The sequence below is a fragment of the Arthrobacter woluwensis genome (genome assembly GCF_900105345.1).
In the GTDB taxonomy this organism is placed as follows: Bacteria; Actinomycetota; Actinomycetes; order Actinomycetales; family Micrococcaceae; genus Arthrobacter_E; species Arthrobacter_E woluwensis.
This window is the reverse complement of record NZ_FNSN01000003.1, coordinates 1,634,147-1,650,240: the sequence shown is the minus strand read 5'-3', so window position 1 is coordinate 1,650,240 and position 16,094 is coordinate 1,634,147. Positions and strand designations below refer to the sequence as shown.

11 protein-coding genes are annotated in these 16,094 nt (G+C 68.5%); 4 read left to right on the top strand and 7 right to left on the bottom strand.

Annotated features, from left to right (window positions below):
* Position 1 precedes the first annotated feature (1 nt).
* Both BLV63_RS08160 and BLV63_RS08155 read right to left on the bottom strand, forming a co-directional pair.
* Positions 2-1,114 carry a branched-chain amino acid aminotransferase gene (locus tag BLV63_RS08160; RefSeq protein WP_066210804.1) on the bottom strand — a complete coding sequence of 371 codons (1,113 nt, stop codon included), beginning with the start codon at positions 1,112-1,114 and terminating at the stop codon, positions 2-4.
* Positions 1,115-1,200: 86 nt separating this feature from the next.
* Positions 1,201-2,262, bottom strand: coding sequence for a 3-isopropylmalate dehydrogenase (locus BLV63_RS08155; protein ID WP_066210805.1), 1,062 nt, complete (start codon positions 2,260-2,262; stop codon positions 1,201-1,203).
* A gap of 140 nt (positions 2,263-2,402) precedes the next feature.
* On the opposite strand from BLV63_RS08155, the gene BLV63_RS08150 reads away from it, so the two are divergent.
* From BLV63_RS08150 to BLV63_RS08135, 4 genes are all read left to right on the top strand, one after another.
* A complete protein-coding gene (locus tag BLV63_RS08150) occupies positions 2,403-3,629 on the top strand; it encodes a sensor histidine kinase (protein WP_066210807.1) in 1,227 nt (408 codons plus the stop codon).
* A 2-nt stretch (positions 3,630-3,631) separates the two neighbouring features.
* Positions 3,632-4,345 (top strand): response regulator, encoded by a 714-nt coding sequence (locus BLV63_RS08145; RefSeq protein WP_066210809.1) that lies wholly within the window; start codon positions 3,632-3,634, stop codon positions 4,343-4,345.
* A 113-nt stretch (positions 4,346-4,458) separates the two neighbouring features.
* On the top strand, positions 4,459-5,235 hold the full coding sequence (locus tag BLV63_RS08140; protein ID WP_066210811.1) for an ABC transporter ATP-binding protein: 777 nt from the start codon (positions 4,459-4,461) through the stop codon (positions 5,233-5,235).
* Entirely contained in the window at positions 5,235-7,769 is a 2,535-nt protein-coding gene (locus BLV63_RS08135; protein ID WP_066210813.1) for an ABC transporter permease, read from the top strand. Before BLV63_RS08140 ends, BLV63_RS08135 begins: the two co-directional genes overlap by 1 nt.
* Before the next feature lie 114 nt (positions 7,770-7,883).
* Here the strand turns inward: BLV63_RS08135 and metG are convergent, their stop codons facing one another.
* The 5 genes from metG to ilvC form a co-directional block, all read right to left on the bottom strand.
* Positions 7,884-9,440, bottom strand: coding sequence for a methionine--tRNA ligase (gene metG / locus BLV63_RS08130; RefSeq protein WP_066210815.1), 1,557 nt, complete (start codon positions 9,438-9,440; stop codon positions 7,884-7,886).
* 43 nt (positions 9,441-9,483) lie between these two features.
* Positions 9,484-10,296: an ABC transporter ATP-binding protein gene (locus BLV63_RS08125; RefSeq protein WP_082723993.1), complete on the bottom strand. Its 813-nt coding sequence runs from the start codon at positions 10,294-10,296 to the stop codon at positions 9,484-9,486.
* Positions 10,293-13,088: an FtsX-like permease family protein gene (locus tag BLV63_RS08120; RefSeq protein WP_066210817.1), complete on the bottom strand. Its 2,796-nt coding sequence runs from the start codon at positions 13,086-13,088 to the stop codon at positions 10,293-10,295. Before BLV63_RS08120 ends, BLV63_RS08125 begins: the two co-directional genes overlap by 4 nt.
* 181 nt (positions 13,089-13,269) lie before the next feature.
* The gene (gene serA, locus BLV63_RS08115) at positions 13,270-14,865 is read right to left on the bottom strand and encodes a phosphoglycerate dehydrogenase (RefSeq protein ID WP_066210819.1); all 1,596 of its coding nucleotides are present in this window, start codon (positions 14,863-14,865) and stop codon (positions 13,270-13,272) included.
* A 193-nt stretch (positions 14,866-15,058) separates the two neighbouring features.
* Positions 15,059-16,084, bottom strand: a complete 1,026-nt coding sequence (gene ilvC, locus BLV63_RS08110; RefSeq protein WP_066210821.1) for a ketol-acid reductoisomerase — start codon at positions 16,082-16,084, stop codon at positions 15,059-15,061.
* Positions 16,085-16,094 lie beyond the last annotated feature (10 nt).

Below are 16,094 nucleotides of genomic sequence, written 5' to 3'. Positions count from 1 at the left end.
CTCAGGCCAGGCGGGTCAGCCAGCCGTGCGTGTCCTCGACCTTGCCGGTCTGGATCCCGAGCAGGCGTTCGCGGATGGCCATGGTGACCTCGCCGGCCTTGGCGTCCTCGCTGCCGATGCTCTCGGTCTCGTCCTTGAGCAGGCCGATCGGGGTGATGACCGCGGCCGTGCCGCAGGCGAACACTTCGGCGATCTCGCCGGAGGCCACGCCGTCGCGCCACTCATCCAGGGTGATCTTGCGCTCGACCACTTCGCGGCCCATTTCGCGGGCCACGGTGATGATCGAGGATCGGGTGACGCCTTCGAGGATGGTGCCGCTGAGGGCGGGGGTCACCAGGGAGCCGTCCTTGAGGACGAAGAAGACGTTCATGCCGCCGAGCTCTTCGACCGCGTTGTCATTGAACGGGTCCAGGAAGAGCACCTGCTTGCAGCCGTGCGACTCGGCTTCCATCTGGGCGATCAGCGACGCGGCGTAGTTGCCGCCGCACTTGGCCGCACCGGTGCCGCCGCGTCCCGCACGGGCGTACTGGCGGGAGATCCAGATGGAGACGGGCTTCAGCTCGCCGCCGAAGTAGTTGCCGGCCGGGGACGCGATGACGCGGAAGGACACCTCACGCGCCGGGCGGACACCCAGGAAGGCCTCGGTGGCGATCATGAACGGACGGAGGTACAGGGCCTCGCCGTCGCCGGACGGGACCCAGTCCTGGTCCTCGGCCACGAGCCGCTTGATCGCCTCGACGAAGACCTCTTCGGGAAGCTGTGGCAGCGCGAGGCGCTCGGCGGACTTGTTCAGACGGCGGGCGTTGGCGTCGGGACGGAAGGTCCAGATGGAACCGTCGGCGTGACGGTACGCCTTGAGGCCTTCGAAGATCTCCTGGCCGTAGTGCAGCACGCCGGCCGCGGGGTCCAGGCTGATCGGGCCGTAGGGCTCGACGCGGGCGTCATGCCAGGAACCGTTGCCGTCCGCGTCGACCGTGTAGTCGACGACGGCGGTGTGGTCGGTGAAGTGGTTGCCGAATCCCGGGTTCGCCAGGATCTCGGCGCGTTCCTCAGCGGACTTCGGGGTCTCCGAGCGCTGGATGGTGAAGGTGACGTCTTGAGCCGTCGCAGTCATGATTCCTCCAAAAAGTGCCGCTGAAGCGGCGCCTGCTCATCGCTGAGGGGACGCCGCCTGCGGCTGGTGAGTTGTCCTTGCCAAGCTTACGCTTTGCGGACGGCTTCGGTGATGGCTGCGCCGATCTCGCTCGTGGTGCGCGGGGCACCCGTGCGGGACTCGACGTCGGCCGCCACGGCCGTCTCAATGCGCCGGGCCGCCTCGTGGTGGCCCAGATGATCGAGCAGGAGCGCGGCGGAGAGGATGGCCGCCGTGGGGTCCGCCTTCTGCTGGCCGGCGATGTCGGGCGCCGAGCCGTGCACGGGTTCGAACATGGACGGTGCGGTGCGGTCCATGTTGATGTTCCCGGACGCCGCCAGGCCGATGCCACCCGTGACGGCAGCGGCGAGGTCGGTGAGGATGTCACCGAAGAGGTTGTCCGTGACGATCACATCGAAGCGGCTGGGATCGGTCACCAGGAAGATGGTGGCCGCGTCGATGTGCAGGTAATCGTGGCTGACCTCAGGGAATTCCTGGGCGACAGCCTCCACGGTGCGCTTCCACAAGTGCCCGGCGAACACCAGGACGTTGTGCTTGTGCACCAGGGTGACCTTCTTGCGAGGGCGCTGGCTGGCACGCCGGAAGGCGTCCCGGACCACGCGCTCGACGCCGTAGGCCGTGTTGAGCGAGACCTCGGTGGCCACCTCCTGCGGGGTTCCCGTGCGGAGGGAGCCGCCGTTGCCCACGTACGGGCCCTCGGTGCCTTCACGGACCACGACGAAGTCGATCTCCCCCGGGTTCGCCAGGGGGCTGCCCACCGTGCCGTACAGGCGGGAGGGCCGCAGGTTCACGTAGTGGTCCAGGGAGAAGCGCAGCTTGAGCAGGAGCTCGCGCTCGATCAGTCCGGACGGGATGCGGGTGTCGCCCGGCGCGGCGCCGATGGCTCCGAACAGGATCGCGTCCCGGGTCCTGAGGTCCTCCAGCACGGATTCCGGCAGGGTCTCGCCGGTCTCGAGCCAGTGCTGGGCGCCCAGCGCATAGTGCGTGGGCGAGACCTGAACGCCGTCACGTTCGACGGCGGCGGTGAGCACGGCGAGCGCCTCAGCGGTGACTTCGGGTCCGATGCCGTCGCCGGGGATGACTGCCAGATCAATGGTGCTCGTGCTCATGCTTCCACAGTGCCAGAGCATCCAGAATATGGTCAACGCATCTCACATCGTGGACCGCGCTCCTGAAGGAGCCGCCGTGCCCTCATTTCCGACCCAGGGTTGAGGACCCGCGCCGGGATGGTGGCATAAGGTCGGGAACGATGGAATTCTGGCAGCGCATCACCCATTGGACCCACCGGCACCACTTCGTCGTGGACGTGATCGTGGCGGTCCTCGTCATCCTCGGGGTCGAGTCCATCTACCTGCTGTCGATGGTCACCTCCCCGGACCCCGGCGATCCGATGTACACGAGCAGGATCTGGGGCGCCATTCTGAGCCTCCCCATGCTCGCGACCCTGGCCTGGCGCCGGACGCGCCCACGGATCGCCATGTGGTCCCTCGCGGTGCTCTGCCTCGCGAGCCTCGGGATCGAGTACGACCTGGCCGGCGGCATCCTCGCCGTTCCCTTCATCATCTACGCCGCTGCGGCGTACGGCCGGCGCTGGGACGGCCGCTTCGCCCTGATCCTCGGTCTCCTCGGCGGTGTCCTGCTCCCCGCCAAGATCCTCGCGCAGAACGTGAACGACTTCTCCCGGGGCGAGATCTTCGGCGTCGCGATGGCGGCCGTCACCCTGTGGCTCGTCGTCCTCTTCTGCTGGACCCTCGGCGCCCTCACCCGGGCACGACGCATCAGGATCCAGGCTCTGGAGGACCGGGCGCGGCGGCTGGAGATCGAAAACCAGCAGGAACGTGCCCTGGCCGCCGCAGACGAACGGGCGCACATCGCCCGGGAGATGCACGACATCGTGGCTCACTCACTGTCCGTGATCATCACCCAGGCCGACGGCGGCCGGTACGCGGCGGTCGCGGATCCGGAGATGGGACGCAAGGTCCTGGAGACGATCGCTCAGACCGGCCGCGCCTCGCTGGCTGAGATGCGACGGCTCCTCGGAGTGCTCCGACAGGAAGAGGACACGGAATACCGTCCCCAGCCCGGGCTCGAGGACATCCCCCATCTCGTGACGGACATGCGGGCCAGCGGGCTCGCCGTCGCGCTCCAGGAGGAGGGCGCGCCGCGCTCGACGCTGCCCGCCGGGGCCGGGCTGACCGCCTACCGGCTCGTGCAGGAGGCGCTGACCAACTGCCTCAAGCACGCCGGACCGGCCGCCTCGGTGAACGCCACGCTGCGGTGGAGCGCCAAGGGGCTGCATCTCACGATCAAGGACGACGGACGCGGCGCCGCCGCCGATCCGCCGTCGGCCGGGGGCGGCAACGGGCTGCGCGGGATGGCCGAGCGCGTGGCGCTCTACGATGGAAAGGTCACGGCAGGACCCGCCCCCGGCGGAGGATTCACCGTGGAAGCACTGATCCCCTACTCGGAGGCCTGAGCATGCAGGAACCCACCCCCATCCGCGTCGCCCTGGTGGACGATCAGCAACTGGTCCGCTCGGGCTTCAGCATGCTCATCAACTCCCAGCCGGATCTGACGGTGGTGGCCGAGGCGTCCAACGGCCTCGAAGCCCTCCAGAACCTCGCCGCCACGACCGCCGATGTGGTGCTCATGGACGTGCGCATGCCCGGGATGGACGGAATCGAAGCCACCCGACGCCTCTTGGACGACTCGTCGCGCCAGAACCCCGGCTCGCAGCGCGCCGGCCTCAAGGTCGTGGTGCTGACCACCTTCGACCTCGACGAGTACGCGCTCGAAGCCATCCAGGCCGGCGCCAGCGGCTTCCTCCTCAAGGACGCGCCCCCGGAAGAACTTCTGGAGGCCATCCGCACCGTGCACCGCGGCGACGCCGTGATCGCCCCCTCCACCACCCGCAGGCTTCTGGACCATGTGGCGCCCATGCTCCGCAACAGCCCCCAGGCCCGTGGCAACCATCAGGAGGAGCTCGACTCCCTCACGCCGCGCGAGCGGGAGGTCTTCGAGATGATCGCAGCCGGTGACTCCAACCCGGAGATCGCCGCCCGGCTGTTCGTCTCCGAAGCCACGGTCAAGACTCACGTGGGTCACGTGCTGGCCAAGATGCAGGCCCGCGACCGGGTGCAGCTCGTCGTCATGGCGTACGAGGCCGGAGTGGTCACCCCGGGCGTCGGCTGACCCTGGGCGGAGGCTTCCAGCCCCGGCCTCATCCCCCGGTATGAGCCCACCGTCTCCGAAAGGCAGACCACGGCCCGATCCGCCGGGCCCGTGCCGCGCCATAGCGTGGAAGCATGACCACGACAACGCACCAATTCCCTTCGCCCGGTTCGCCCTCCGGGACCTCGCAACTGGCCGTCAGCGCCCAGCATCTCGTGAAGAACTACGGCAAGGGTGAAACCGCCGTGGCCGCCCTGCGGGACGTCAGCATCGACTTCGCCAAGGGCCGCTTCACCGCCATCATGGGGCCGTCCGGCTCCGGCAAGTCCACCCTGATGCACCTTCTCGCCGGCCTGGACACCGCCGACTCCGGCCACATCCACCTCGGCGACACCGAGATCACCGGTCTGAACGACACCCAGCTCACGACCCTGCGGCGTGAGAACGTCGGCTTCGTCTTCCAGGCCTTCAACCTCGTGCCCACTCTCACGGCGGAGCAGAACATCCTGCTCCCCATCGAACTCGCGGGCGGCAAGGCCGACCTCGAGTGGTTCGACTTCATCGTGGACGTCCTCGGCCTGAAGGACCGGCTCAAGCACCGCCCGCACGAGCTCAGTGGCGGGCAGCAGCAGCGCGTCGCCGTCGCACGCGCCCTGCTCACCCGGCCGCACGTGCTGTTCGGCGATGAGCCCACCGGCAACCTGGACTCCCGCTCCGGCGCGGAGGTCCTCTCCCTGCTCCGCCGCAGCAGCAAGGAACTGGGGCAGACCATCATCATGGTCACCCACGACCCGGTCGCCGCGAGCTACGCCGACCGCGTGATCCTCATGAGCGACGGCCAGGTGGTCGGCCAGATCGAGCAGCCCACGGCCGAGTCGGTTCTCGCCGCCATGAGCGAGCTGGGGGCCTGATGCTGCGCGTCGCACTCTCTCAATTGCGCACCCACGGGAGGCGCTTCATCGCCGTGGGCCTGGCCATCATGCTCGCGGTGGCCTTCCTGGTCAGCACCCTCCTGGTCTCCTCCAGCACCAAGGCCTCCCTGGCCGCAAGCCTCGGCGAAAGCTATCACCGGGCCGGCCTCGTAGTGGCCCCGTTGAAGAGCACCGAGAACTTCACGCCGGGCGACGTCACGACCCTCTCCAAGGTGCCGGGCGTGGAATCCGTCTACGGCCAGGCCGACGCCATCGCGCTGGTGGACGGCCACAACGCCTCCTTCCTGGGCATGGTCCGGAATTCCGCCCCCGCCGAGCTGGAATCCGCCAAGACACGCTCGGGTCATCTGCCGGGCTCCACCGGCGAAGTGGCCATCGACGCCAGCACGGCCGAACAGTTCCGGCTCAGCGTCGGGTCCGTGCTGAAACTCCAGCCGGGCGGTGGCGCCGAGGAGAGCGCGGGCTCCCCCAAACCGGGGCAGATCGCGCTCAAGATCTCCGGCATCCTGGAGCCGAGCTCGGATCCGCTGCGAGGCAGCTTCGCGCAGCTTCTGGCACCTGCCTCCGTGGTCTCCCAGCTCTCGGGCGGTGAGGACAAGGTCTCCCTGATCCAGCTCCGCCTCGCCGCCGGCGCCGACGTCGGTCACGTGAAGCAGGAGGCCGCGAAGGCCCTCGCCTCCGGCCCCGTGGCGTCCGCCATCCGCACCCCGGAGGAGGCCGCCGTCGCGCAGGTCCAGCAGTTCACGGACGGCCAGGATCAGCTGACCGTCGTGCTGCTCGCCTTCGCCGTGATCGCCCTGTTCGTCTCCGCCCTCGTGGTGTCCAACACCTTCTCGGTGATCATCGCCCAGCGCACCCGCGAACTGGCACTGCTCCGCTGCATCGGCGCCACCCGCTCCCAGATCCGTTCCTCCGTGCTGGTGGAAGCGGCGATCGTGGGCTTCGTCTCCTCGGTGATCGGCGCACTCGTGGGTGTCGGCGTGATGGCCGGGCTGATCGCCCTGGCCAAGACGGACCCGACGCGGGCCTTCGCCACCCTCGCCGTCGATCCGCTGGCCCTCGTGGCGGGCGTTCTCATCGGCGTGATCATGACGTTCATCGCGGCGCTCGTGCCCGCCCGGGCCGCGACGCGAGTCGCCCCGCTGGCGGCCCTCCGCCCGCTCGACGACGCCTCGCTGAGCAACCGCCGCGGCCGGGTCCGTCTGGTGATCGGCTTCATCCTGCTGGTCATCGGTCTGCCGATGCTGCTGGGCGGAGCCTGGCTGAACAGCCTGTTCGTGGCCCTTCCGGGCGGTCTGCTGACCTTCCTGGGCGTGCTGTTCTGCGCCGGACTGTTCATCCCGGGGGCCGTCCGCGCCGTGGGTCGTCTGGCCCATCCGAGCGGTGTCCCCGGCCGTCTGGCCGCGCTGAACGCGGTCCGCAACCCGGCCCGCACCTCGGCCACGGCGTCCGCCCTCCTCATCGGCGTGACGCTCGTGACCATGATGATGGTGGGCGCCGGCTCGGCGAAGGCGGCCCTGGGTCAGGGGCTGGCCGAGCGCTATCCCGTCGACATCAGTGTCAGCTCGCCGTCGGGCCCGTCCGAGCGTCAGCCGGGCTCCGCCTCCAAGGCGTTCACCCCGGCCTCCGCGCAGAGCGTCTCCGGGCTGAAGGGCGTGGCGTCCAGCGCGCTGCTCGTCACCGCAGGCAACTTCGTCGACACCTCCGACGGCGCCAACGGCTCCCAGATGACGGTCTACGCGGTCGATCCGGCCGCCGCCCGCACGGTCCTCAACGACCAGAACCGCCAGCCGCAGAACGGAACGCTCCTGGTCTCCCGCACCGGGCCCAAGGGTCCGGTGACCGTGAACGGTCCGCGCGGCAAGATCGTCCTCGAAGCCGTCCGCACCAAGACCGACGAGATGCTCCCGGTCATGACCCTGGAGGACGCCAAGACCATCAACAACGCCCTCCCCACCACGGGCGAGCGGCTGTGGGTGAAGCTCAACGCCGATGTGCAGGCGAGCGACATCCGCGGCGTGGTCAACACGATCGCCACGACGCTGGACGTCCCGGCGGCCTATGTGAGCGGGGCGGTCATGGAACGGGCCGCGTTCGAAGAGGTCATCAACGTCATGCTGCTCGTGGTCACGGCCCTGCTGGCGGTGGCGGTGTTCATCGCCCTGATCGGCGTGGCGAACACGCTGAGCCTGTCCGTGCTGGAACGCACCCGTGAGAACTCGCTCCTCCGGGCGCTCGGTCTGACACGGCGCCAGCTCCGGCTCATGCTGGCCCTCGAAGCGGTGCTGATCGCAGGCGTCTCGGCGCTCCTGGGCGTGCTGCTCGGCGGCGCGTTCGGCTGGCTCGGAGCGAAGTCGGCCCTCGGCGTGATGGGTCCCGTGCCGTTCGACGCCCCGTGGCTCGGCATCGCCGGAGTGCTCCTGGTGGCGATCGTGGCGGCGCTGCTCGCTTCCATCGTCCCGGCACGGCGTGCGGCACGGCTCTCCCCCGTGGAGGGACTGGCCGTGAGCTGATCCGCTCCGTGAGTCGGGGCGGCCCCTGACGCGAGAGAACAGCTGAGGCCCGGAAAACATGGTTTTCCGGGCCTCAGCTGTTCCTTCGCGAAACGCGTGGACGAAGACGGAGGATCAGGCCTCCTCGGGCTCCTCGTACTTGGGGAAGACGGGGGCCGGGGCGGGCAGCGCCGTGCCGGCCACCAGACGCGTGCCCAGTGCCGAGAACAGGCGGCTCTCCTCGGACTCCTGGCCGAGCAGGTCCAGGACCTTGGCGGCGGAACCCGGCATGACCGGCTGGCTCAGGATCGCGACCTGACGCAGGACCTCCAGGGTCACGTAGAGCACGGTGTTCATGCGGGCCGGGTCGGTCTTGCGCAGAATCCACGGCTGCTGCTCGGCGAAGTACGCGTTGCACTCCCCCAGCACATGCCACATGGCCTCCAGGGCCCGGGAGAACTGCTGTTCCTCGAACTCGGCGCGCACGGTGCCGAGCAGCGCGTCCGCCTGCGCGAGCATGGCCTCGTCCGCGGCGGTGAAGTCACCGGGGACCGGCACGGCGCCGTCGCAGTTCTTCGCCACCATGGACAGCGACCGCTGCGCGAGGTTGCCGAAGTTGTTGGCCAGATCGGCGTTCATGCGGCCCACGATCGCGTCGTGGTTGTAGCTGCCGTCGGCGCCGAACGGGACCTCCCGCAGGAAGAAGTAGCGCACCTGGTCCAGGCCGTACTGCGCGACGAAGTCCGCCGGCGCCACGACATTGCCCAGCGACTTGGACATCTTCACGCCGTTGTTGTGCAGGAAGCCGTGGATCATCACGCGCTTCGGCAGCGGCAGTCCGGCGCTCATGAGGAACGCCGGCCAGAAGATCGCGTGGAAGCGGGAGATGTCCTTGCCGATCACGTGGACGTCCGCAGGCCAGAACTTCTGGAACTTCTCGCCGGACTCATCCGGGAACCCGACGCCGGTCAGGTAGTTGGTCAGCGCGTCCACCCAGACGTACATGACGTGCTTGTCATCGCCCGGTACCGGGACGCCCCAGTCGAACGTCGTGCGGCTGATGGAAAGATCCTCCAGGCCGCCCTTGACGAAGCTGATGACCTCGTTGAACCGGCCGCGCGGGTAGCCGAACTCCGGCTGCTCCTCATAGAGCGCCAGGAGCTTCTCCTGGTACTGCGACAGCCGGAAGAAGTAGCTCTCCTCCTCGGTCCAGGTCAGCTCGGTGTCCGTGGCCTTGGAGTAGCGCTTGCCGTCCTCGCGGAGCTCGGTCTCGTCCTCACCGTAGAACGCCTCGTCCCGCACCGAGTACCAGCCCTCGTACTTGCCGAGGTAGATGTCGCCGTTGGCCTCCATGCGGCGCCAGATCTCCTGGCTGGCCGCGTAGTGGTCCTCGTCGGTGGTCCGGATGAAGCGGTCGTAGCTGATGCCCAGCTCCGCGTGCGTGGCCTTGTAGATCTCGGCGTTGCGGTCGACGAGCTCCTTGGGCGTGATGCCCTCCTTCTCGGCGGCCTGCGCGATCTTCATGCCGTGCTCGTCCGTCCCGGTGAGGAACATGACGTCATAGCCGTCCAGCCGCTTGAAGCGGGCCATCGCGTCCGTGGCGATGTACTCGTAGGCATGCCCGATGTGCGGGACGCCATTCGGGTACGTGATGGCCGTGGTCAGGTAGTAGGACGGCTTCTGCTGCGTCACGGTGTGTTCTCTCCTGCGGTGCGTGCGGGGCGCTGGGCGGTGATCAGTTCAGTTCGGTCATCGAGTCGGACACGCGGATGAGCTCGTGGTCGTGCGAGGCGACCAGGACCGAGATGCCGTCCTTGGTGGTGTCCTTGAGGATGCCGATGATCTTGTTGGCCGCGGCACGGTCCAGGCTGGCGGTCGGTTCGTCGACCACCAGGACGCGGGTGCCGAGGATCAGCGCGCGGGCGATCGCCACACGCTGACGCTCACCGCCGGACAGCTGGGCCGGGCGGTGCTTGATGCGCTTGCCGAGGCCCACCAGCTCCAGCAGGTCCTTGGCCATCTCGGTGCGCTGTTCCACCTCGCCGTCCGGGACGGCGGGCAGCAGCACGTTCTCCAGGGCGCTCATGCCCTCGATGAGGGCGCCGCCCTGGTCCACGTAGCCGATGAGCGCGCGACGGCGGTCGGCCACCTCGTCGTCGTTCATGGCGTCGAGCGGGGCGTCCTCCCAGAAGACACGGCCGCTCGTGGGCAGCGTCAGGCCGGCGCTCACGGTCAGGATGGACGTCTTGCCGGAACCGGAGCGGCCCGCGACGCAGTGCATCTCACCGGCGTCGAGGTCCATGTTGAACCCTTCGACCACGGTGACGCGCTCGGCGCCGTTGCGTTCCCCGCCGTAGCGGATGGTGACATCCTCGAGGCGCAACGGGGTCTCGTGGTCGGCCACCTTGATGATGGTGTTCGCACGGGTCTGGAGTTCGGCGCCGTCCACGGCGGACTGCTCCACGCTCACGGTGTTCTCCTCGTCCTGGGTCGGGGCGGGGCGCTCTTCGGCGCGGCGGTTCTTCCGGGATTCCGGTTCAATGGTCATCGAATGATCCTTGTCGCTACGGGAACCCACACCACGACGGCGAGCAGACCGGCAATGCCGGCCCAGACAGCCGCGTAGGGGGCGAGGAAAATACCCAGGAGCGCGGCACCCAGCACGCCGATGGGGAGGGCGTACAGGCCCACGAGGGCGTGTTCGAAGAAACGGACCTGACGGAGCATGTCAGGGTTCCAGCCCATCGCATTGAGCACACCGATCTGTTCGCGCTTGGCGCCCAGTTCAAAGCGGCCCGTCACGATGGTCAGGAAGAGGCCGACGACGGCGCCCGCCACGGCCAGGATGATGGCCGGAAGGACGATGCTCCCCGCCGCCAGACCGCCCAGGGCGGAAGCGCCGGCTGCTCGCGGGATGTCCACCAGGACGGACACGAGCGCGCCGACCGCGGCGCCGAAGACGCCGACCGCCACAGCCAGGGCCAGGGTGTTGAAGCGGTGCGTCTTCAGCTGGCGGTTCGCGAAGGTCAGCGGCGAATCGATCGTGATGAGGCTCGAGTCGTCCACCACCTCCTGGTCCACCACGTGGTGGTGGCGCAACTGGCGCACGGCCAGCCAGGCCGCCACGGCGTAGATGACGAGGACGAGCAGCGACACGATCGCGGTGGCCAGGTTCCAGCTCAGGAGGCTGAGGATCAGGCCGGCGGCGGCCAGTGCCGCGGCGCCCACTCCGAACTCCTGAAGGACCCACTTCCTGATCTGCTTCTGGTTCCAGCCCATGGCCCGCAGGATCCCGGCGTCGGCGCGGCGCTTGCGCACATAGCTGACGGTCGAGGCCGCGGTCAGCAGCGTGGCGCCCAGCAGGGCGAGGAAGAGGAGCATGATGTTGGTCCCGGAGAGCGAGCTGCTCACCGCGGCCGCGGCGTCCTGGCGGACCCACGACTGCTGGACGGTGCCGAGCGCCTGCTCGGCGCCCGAGGCGTCCTTGCTGTAGCCCGGGACGAAGATGTTCGCGTCCTCGCGGGCGGACCCGGAGACGATGGTGGCCTTCAGGCCCAGGGCACGGATCTGGTCGGCGAGCTTGGCGATGTCGCCGCCGGCCTGACGCCAGCCGCCTTCAGCCTTGGCGCGCACACGGATCGCGTCCACGACGTCGGCGTCCTTGGTGTAGCCGCGGGCGGCGGCCAGGCCGTAGTAGTCCGTGATCGCGCCGGCGGACTGGCTGACCAGGCCCGTGGCGCTCAGGCTCGGCTTGAGGGCCTTCGAGCCGGCGTCGTTGCCCGAGGCGTCCTTCGCGAGGCTGAACGGCACGGGATCGTAGCCGCCGAGCGGCAGGCGGTTGATGTCACCCGCGGCCTTCTGGACTGCGGAAGGGTCGAAGGTGCCGTAGACGATGGGCAGCGGGGTCGCCTTGGCGTCGCCGCGGGCGACGTCCTTGCGGTAGGAACGGTCCTGGACCGGCTTGCGCTGGCCCTGGTCGACCGCGGTGCCGTCGAGGGCACGCTCCGGCAGGCTGTTCACCGTGACCCAGTCACCGGGGACGGCCTGCTTCTCCTCGGAGCCATTGGCCTCGGTGCTCTTGGCGGAGTAGTCCGGCGCGGCCGCGAACTGGGTGCTCCAGGTGGCGGGGTCGTAGAGGCCGGACGCGAAGCTGGACGTGGAGCCCAGAAGGTCGGAGTGGTCCGTGCCGCCCGGCCACTGCAGCACGAACGGGGACTTCGAGACGAACGGGAGGTAGCCGTCACCGAGGTTCTTGGAGACGGTGCCGATCTCCTTGGTGACGTTGCCGGCGTCGTCGAGCTCTTCGATCTTGACGTTGTACTTGACGTCCAGATCGGTGCCCTGACGGACCACCAGCGGGATGGCCTGGGAGTCGTCCGTGATCTGCTTGCTGCGCACGCTGGCCTCGTACTGCATGAGCGTGGGGGCCCAGTACTTCAGGCGCACGCCGAGGAAGTCGGGACCGTCCTGGATGTCCTGCTGGGACATGCCGGAGGAGAGCTTCTCCTGGAAGAAGCGGCCGATGGCGCCGGCGTTGCGGCCGTCCGCGGGCGGGGCCTTCTCGAGCGGCGCGAGGAACGCGCCGGCCTCACCGAGCAGGGCGCGCTCCGCGGTCGGGTCCACGGCTACCACGGACTCGCTGATCTCGGGAGCCAGGGGCAGCGCGATGTTGGCATTGAAGAGGGTGTGGGTGGAGTTGCCGGCGGGAGCGGGGAACTTGATGCCCGTCTCACCTTCCGGTGCCTGGATCTGCACGGACTTGCCGCCGGCCACGGTGGTCTGCACGACCTTGGCCTTGCCGAGCGTCCCCTCGCCCACGGTGCTGAACAGCTGCCGCTCGGTCACCCCGTCCGAGCTGGTGGCGCTGGCCGTGATCCGGTACTTCGTGGCCTTGTCCGGGAGCACGGATTCGGCCTGCGGCCACTTCGAACCGTCGGTGGAGCCGGGGGTGCTGGTCTGCTGCAGGCCCACGAGGCCCGAGTTGTACCCGAGGTAGTCCATGGCCCGCAGCTGCGGGGCTTCAAGGTTCTGCGTCACGCGGGACACGAGCGAGATGGGCGCGGCCACCGCGGTGCCGTCCATCTGGCGGATCTTGTCCAGCTGATCGAAGCTGATCCCGCCCTGGCCGGTCACGATGTCCGGCTGCATGAGCTTGCCCTCGCCCTGTCCCGGCGCCTGCACCAGGATGTCGTAAAGGCCACGGGAGTTCTGGTCCACGGTCTTGACCAGAGCCGCCTGTGAGCTGCTCTGGACCAGGACGGACAGCGCCATGGTCGCGATCAGGATGGTCGCGGTCAGCAGCAGCACGCGGCTCCTGATGAACCGTTCAACGGCGTTCATTGCACTCCTGGGGTGAGGGAACGGGAGAGGGCTGCACTGCAGACATGGCTTCGCCCACGCTCCGACGGGGTGGTTCAAGACTTCGGGCCGGCCTGCCGACCGCTACGACGCTCACAGCGCCATAGCTATTGTAGGCAGACCGGCCCGGGTTCCCGGGACCCTCGGTCCCGTCAGTGTGGCCCTACGACTCGAGGTCGACCTCACGCACGGCGTTCGCGCCCACGCCCGCCTTGATGGCGTCGAGAACCTGCTGCGGCACCGAGGAATCGACCGTCAGCAGGGCCAGGACGTCGCCGCCTTCGGCGCTGCGGGCCACCTGCATGCCGCCGATGTTGATGTTGTTCATGCCCAGGATGTGGCCGATGGTGCCGACCACGCCGGGACGGTCCTGGTAGCTGACCACGATCAGGTGATCGGTGATCGGGATCTCGATGTCGAAGCCGTTGACTCCCACCAGCTTCTCGACCTGCTTGGGGCCGGTCAGCGTGCCGGACACCGTGATCTGGGATCCATCGCTCAGCGCGCCGCGGAGGGTCAGCACATTGCGGTAGTCCTCGGCGTTCTCGGTGGTGATCAGCCGGACGTTGATGCCACGCTGCTCGGCGATCACCGGGGCGTTGACGTAGGAGACCTGCTCCGAGACGACGTCGGCGAACACGCCCTTGAGCGCGGACAGCTCGAGGACCTTGACGTCCAGCGCGGCGATCTCACCGGCCACCTCGACGTCGATCTGGGTCACCGAGTCGTGCGTGAGCGCGGTGAAGATCCGGCCGAGCTTCTCGATGAGCGGGATGCCCGGACGGACGTCGGAGTGGATGACGCCGCCGGCCACGTTGACCGCGTCGGGGACGAGTTCGCCGGCCAGGGCCAGGCGCACGGATTTGGCGACGGAGATGCCGGCCTTCTCCTGGGCCTCCGCGGTGGACGCGCCGAGGTGCGGGGTGACGACCACGTTGTCCAGGCCGAAGAACGGCAGGTCGGTGGACGGCTCCTTGGAGAACACGTCGATGCCGGCGCCGGCGATCTTGCCGGCCACGAGCGCCTCGTGCAGCGCGGTCTCGTCGACCAGGCCGCCACGGGCGACGTTGACCACGTAGGCGGTCTCCTTCATCTTCTCGAAGGCGTCCGCGCCGAGCATGCCCACGGTCTCGGGGGTCTTCGGCATGTGGATGGTGATGAAGTCGGACTGCGCCAGAAGCTCATCCAGGGTCACGAGCTTCACGCCGAGCTGCGCGGCACGGGCCGAGGTGACGTAGGGGTCGTAGGCGAGGATCTCGGTGCCGAAGGCCTGGAGACGGGCGGCGACGAGGGCGCCGATGCGGCCGAAGCCGATGATGCCGATCTTCTTCTCGAACAGCTCGGTGCCCGAGTACTTGGAGCGCTTCCACTCCCCCGCCTTGAGGGCGCCGCAGGCCTGCGGGATGTGGCGGGCCAGGCTGAGGATGTGGCCGACGGTGAGTTCGGCGGCGGAGATGATGTTCGAGGTGGGCGCGTTGACCACCATGACACCGGCCTGGGTGGCGGCCTTGATGTCGACGTTGTCCAGGCCGACGCCGGCGCGGGCGATCACCTTGAGGTTCGGCGCGGCGGCGATGGCCTCGGCGTCCACCTGCGTGGCGGAGCGGACCAGGATGGCGTGGGCGTCGGCCAGAGCCGGCAGGAGCTGGGAACGGTCAGCGCCGTCGGTCTGCCGGATGTCGAAATCCGGTCCCAGTGCCGCCACGGTGGCAGGCGATAGTTCTTCGGCAATGAGTACTACGGGCTTGGTGTCTGTCACCGGTGACCTCTTTGTGGCGATCGATACTGCAGTGGCTTGTCTCAGGTGTCCTGAGCGTGGAATCGCCGGGCCCGCACAGTGTGCGAGCCCGGCGTCCTTGCTTCACACGCCTGCCACCGAGATTACTGGCTCGGTGCGGCGTGCCGGGAATCGGCTTCCCTTTTGTGAAGGATCGCGATCCCCCGGGCGGGGATCAGCGAGCGGCGGAACCGTCGACGTAGTCGGAGTCCTGCTGCTTCCAGGAGAACAGGGCACGGAGGTCCTTGCCCACGGCCTCGATCGGGTGCTGCTCCGCCTTGGCGCGCAGCTCCTTGAACTCGACGGCGCCGTTGTCCTGGTCGTCGATGAAGCGCTTGGCGAAGGCGCCGTTCTGGATGTCGGCCAGGACGGCCGCCATGTTCTCCTTGACGCGCGGGTCGATGACGCGCGGGCCGGAGACGTAGTCACCGAACTCGGCGGTGTCGGAGACGCTCCAGCGCTGCTTGGCGATGCCGCCCTCCCACATGAGGTCGACGATCAGCTTGAGCTCGTGCAGCACCTCGAAGTAGGCGATCTGCGGCTGGTAGCCGGCCTCGGTCAGGGTCTCGAAGCCGTACTGGACCAGCTGGGACACGCCACCGCAGAGGACTGCCTGCTCGCCGAAGAGATCGGTCTCGGTCTCCTCGGTGAAGGTGGTCTTGATGACGCCGGCGCGGGTGCCGCCGATGGCCTTGGCGTAGGACTTGGCGGTCTCCCAGGCGGTGCCGGTGGCATCCTGCTCGACGGCGATGATGTCCGGGATGCCACGGCCGGCGACGTATTCGCGGCGCACCGTGTGACCGGGAGCCTTCGGGGCGACGAGGATGACGTCCACGCCTTCGGGAACCTGGATGTAGCCGAAGCGGATGTTGAAGCCGTGGGCGAAGGCCAGGGTCTTGCCCGCGGTCAGCTTGTCCTTGATGGAGTCGTTGTAGATCGCGCGCTGGTGCTGGTCCGGCGCCAGGATCATGATGAGGTCGGCCCAGTCGGCGGCATCTGCCACGCTCTTGACCTCGAAGCCCTCGTCCTCCGCCTTGGCGATGGACTTGGAGCCCTCCTTCAGGCCGATGACGACCTGGACGCCGGAGTCGCGCAGGTTCTGGGCGTGGGCGTGGCCCTGAGAGCCGTAGCCGACGATGGCGACCTTCTTGCCCTGGACGATCGTCAGGTCTGCATCGTCATCGTAGATCAGCTCGGTCATGGAAATTCTC

Excerpts from the sequence above, each read along its gene's own strand:
- BLV63_RS08135 (WP_066210813.1), top strand. The coding sequence starts at position 5,235 with ATGCTGCGCGTCGCACTCTCTCAATTGCGCACCCACGGGAGGCGCTTC.
- BLV63_RS08155 (WP_066210805.1), bottom strand. The coding sequence starts at position 2,262 with ATGAGCACGAGCACCATTGATCTGGCAGTCATCCCCGGCGACGGCATC.
- ilvC (WP_066210821.1), bottom strand. The coding sequence starts at position 16,084 with ATGACCGAGCTGATCTACGATGACGATGCAGACCTGACGATCGTCCAG.
- BLV63_RS08125 (WP_082723993.1), bottom strand. The coding sequence starts at position 10,296 with ATGACCATTGAACCGGAATCCCGGAAGAACCGCCGCGCCGAAGAGCGC.
- BLV63_RS08120 (WP_066210817.1), bottom strand. The coding sequence starts at position 13,088 with ATGAACGCCGTTGAACGGTTCATCAGGAGCCGCGTGCTGCTGCTGACC.
- BLV63_RS08160 (WP_066210804.1), bottom strand. The coding sequence starts at position 1,114 with ATGACTGCGACGGCTCAAGACGTCACCTTCACCATCCAGCGCTCGGAG.
- BLV63_RS08145 (WP_066210809.1), top strand. The coding sequence starts at position 3,632 with ATGCAGGAACCCACCCCCATCCGCGTCGCCCTGGTGGACGATCAGCAA.
- BLV63_RS08150 (WP_066210807.1), top strand. The coding sequence starts at position 2,403 with ATGGAATTCTGGCAGCGCATCACCCATTGGACCCACCGGCACCACTTC.
- BLV63_RS08140 (WP_066210811.1), top strand. The coding sequence starts at position 4,459 with ATGACCACGACAACGCACCAATTCCCTTCGCCCGGTTCGCCCTCCGGG.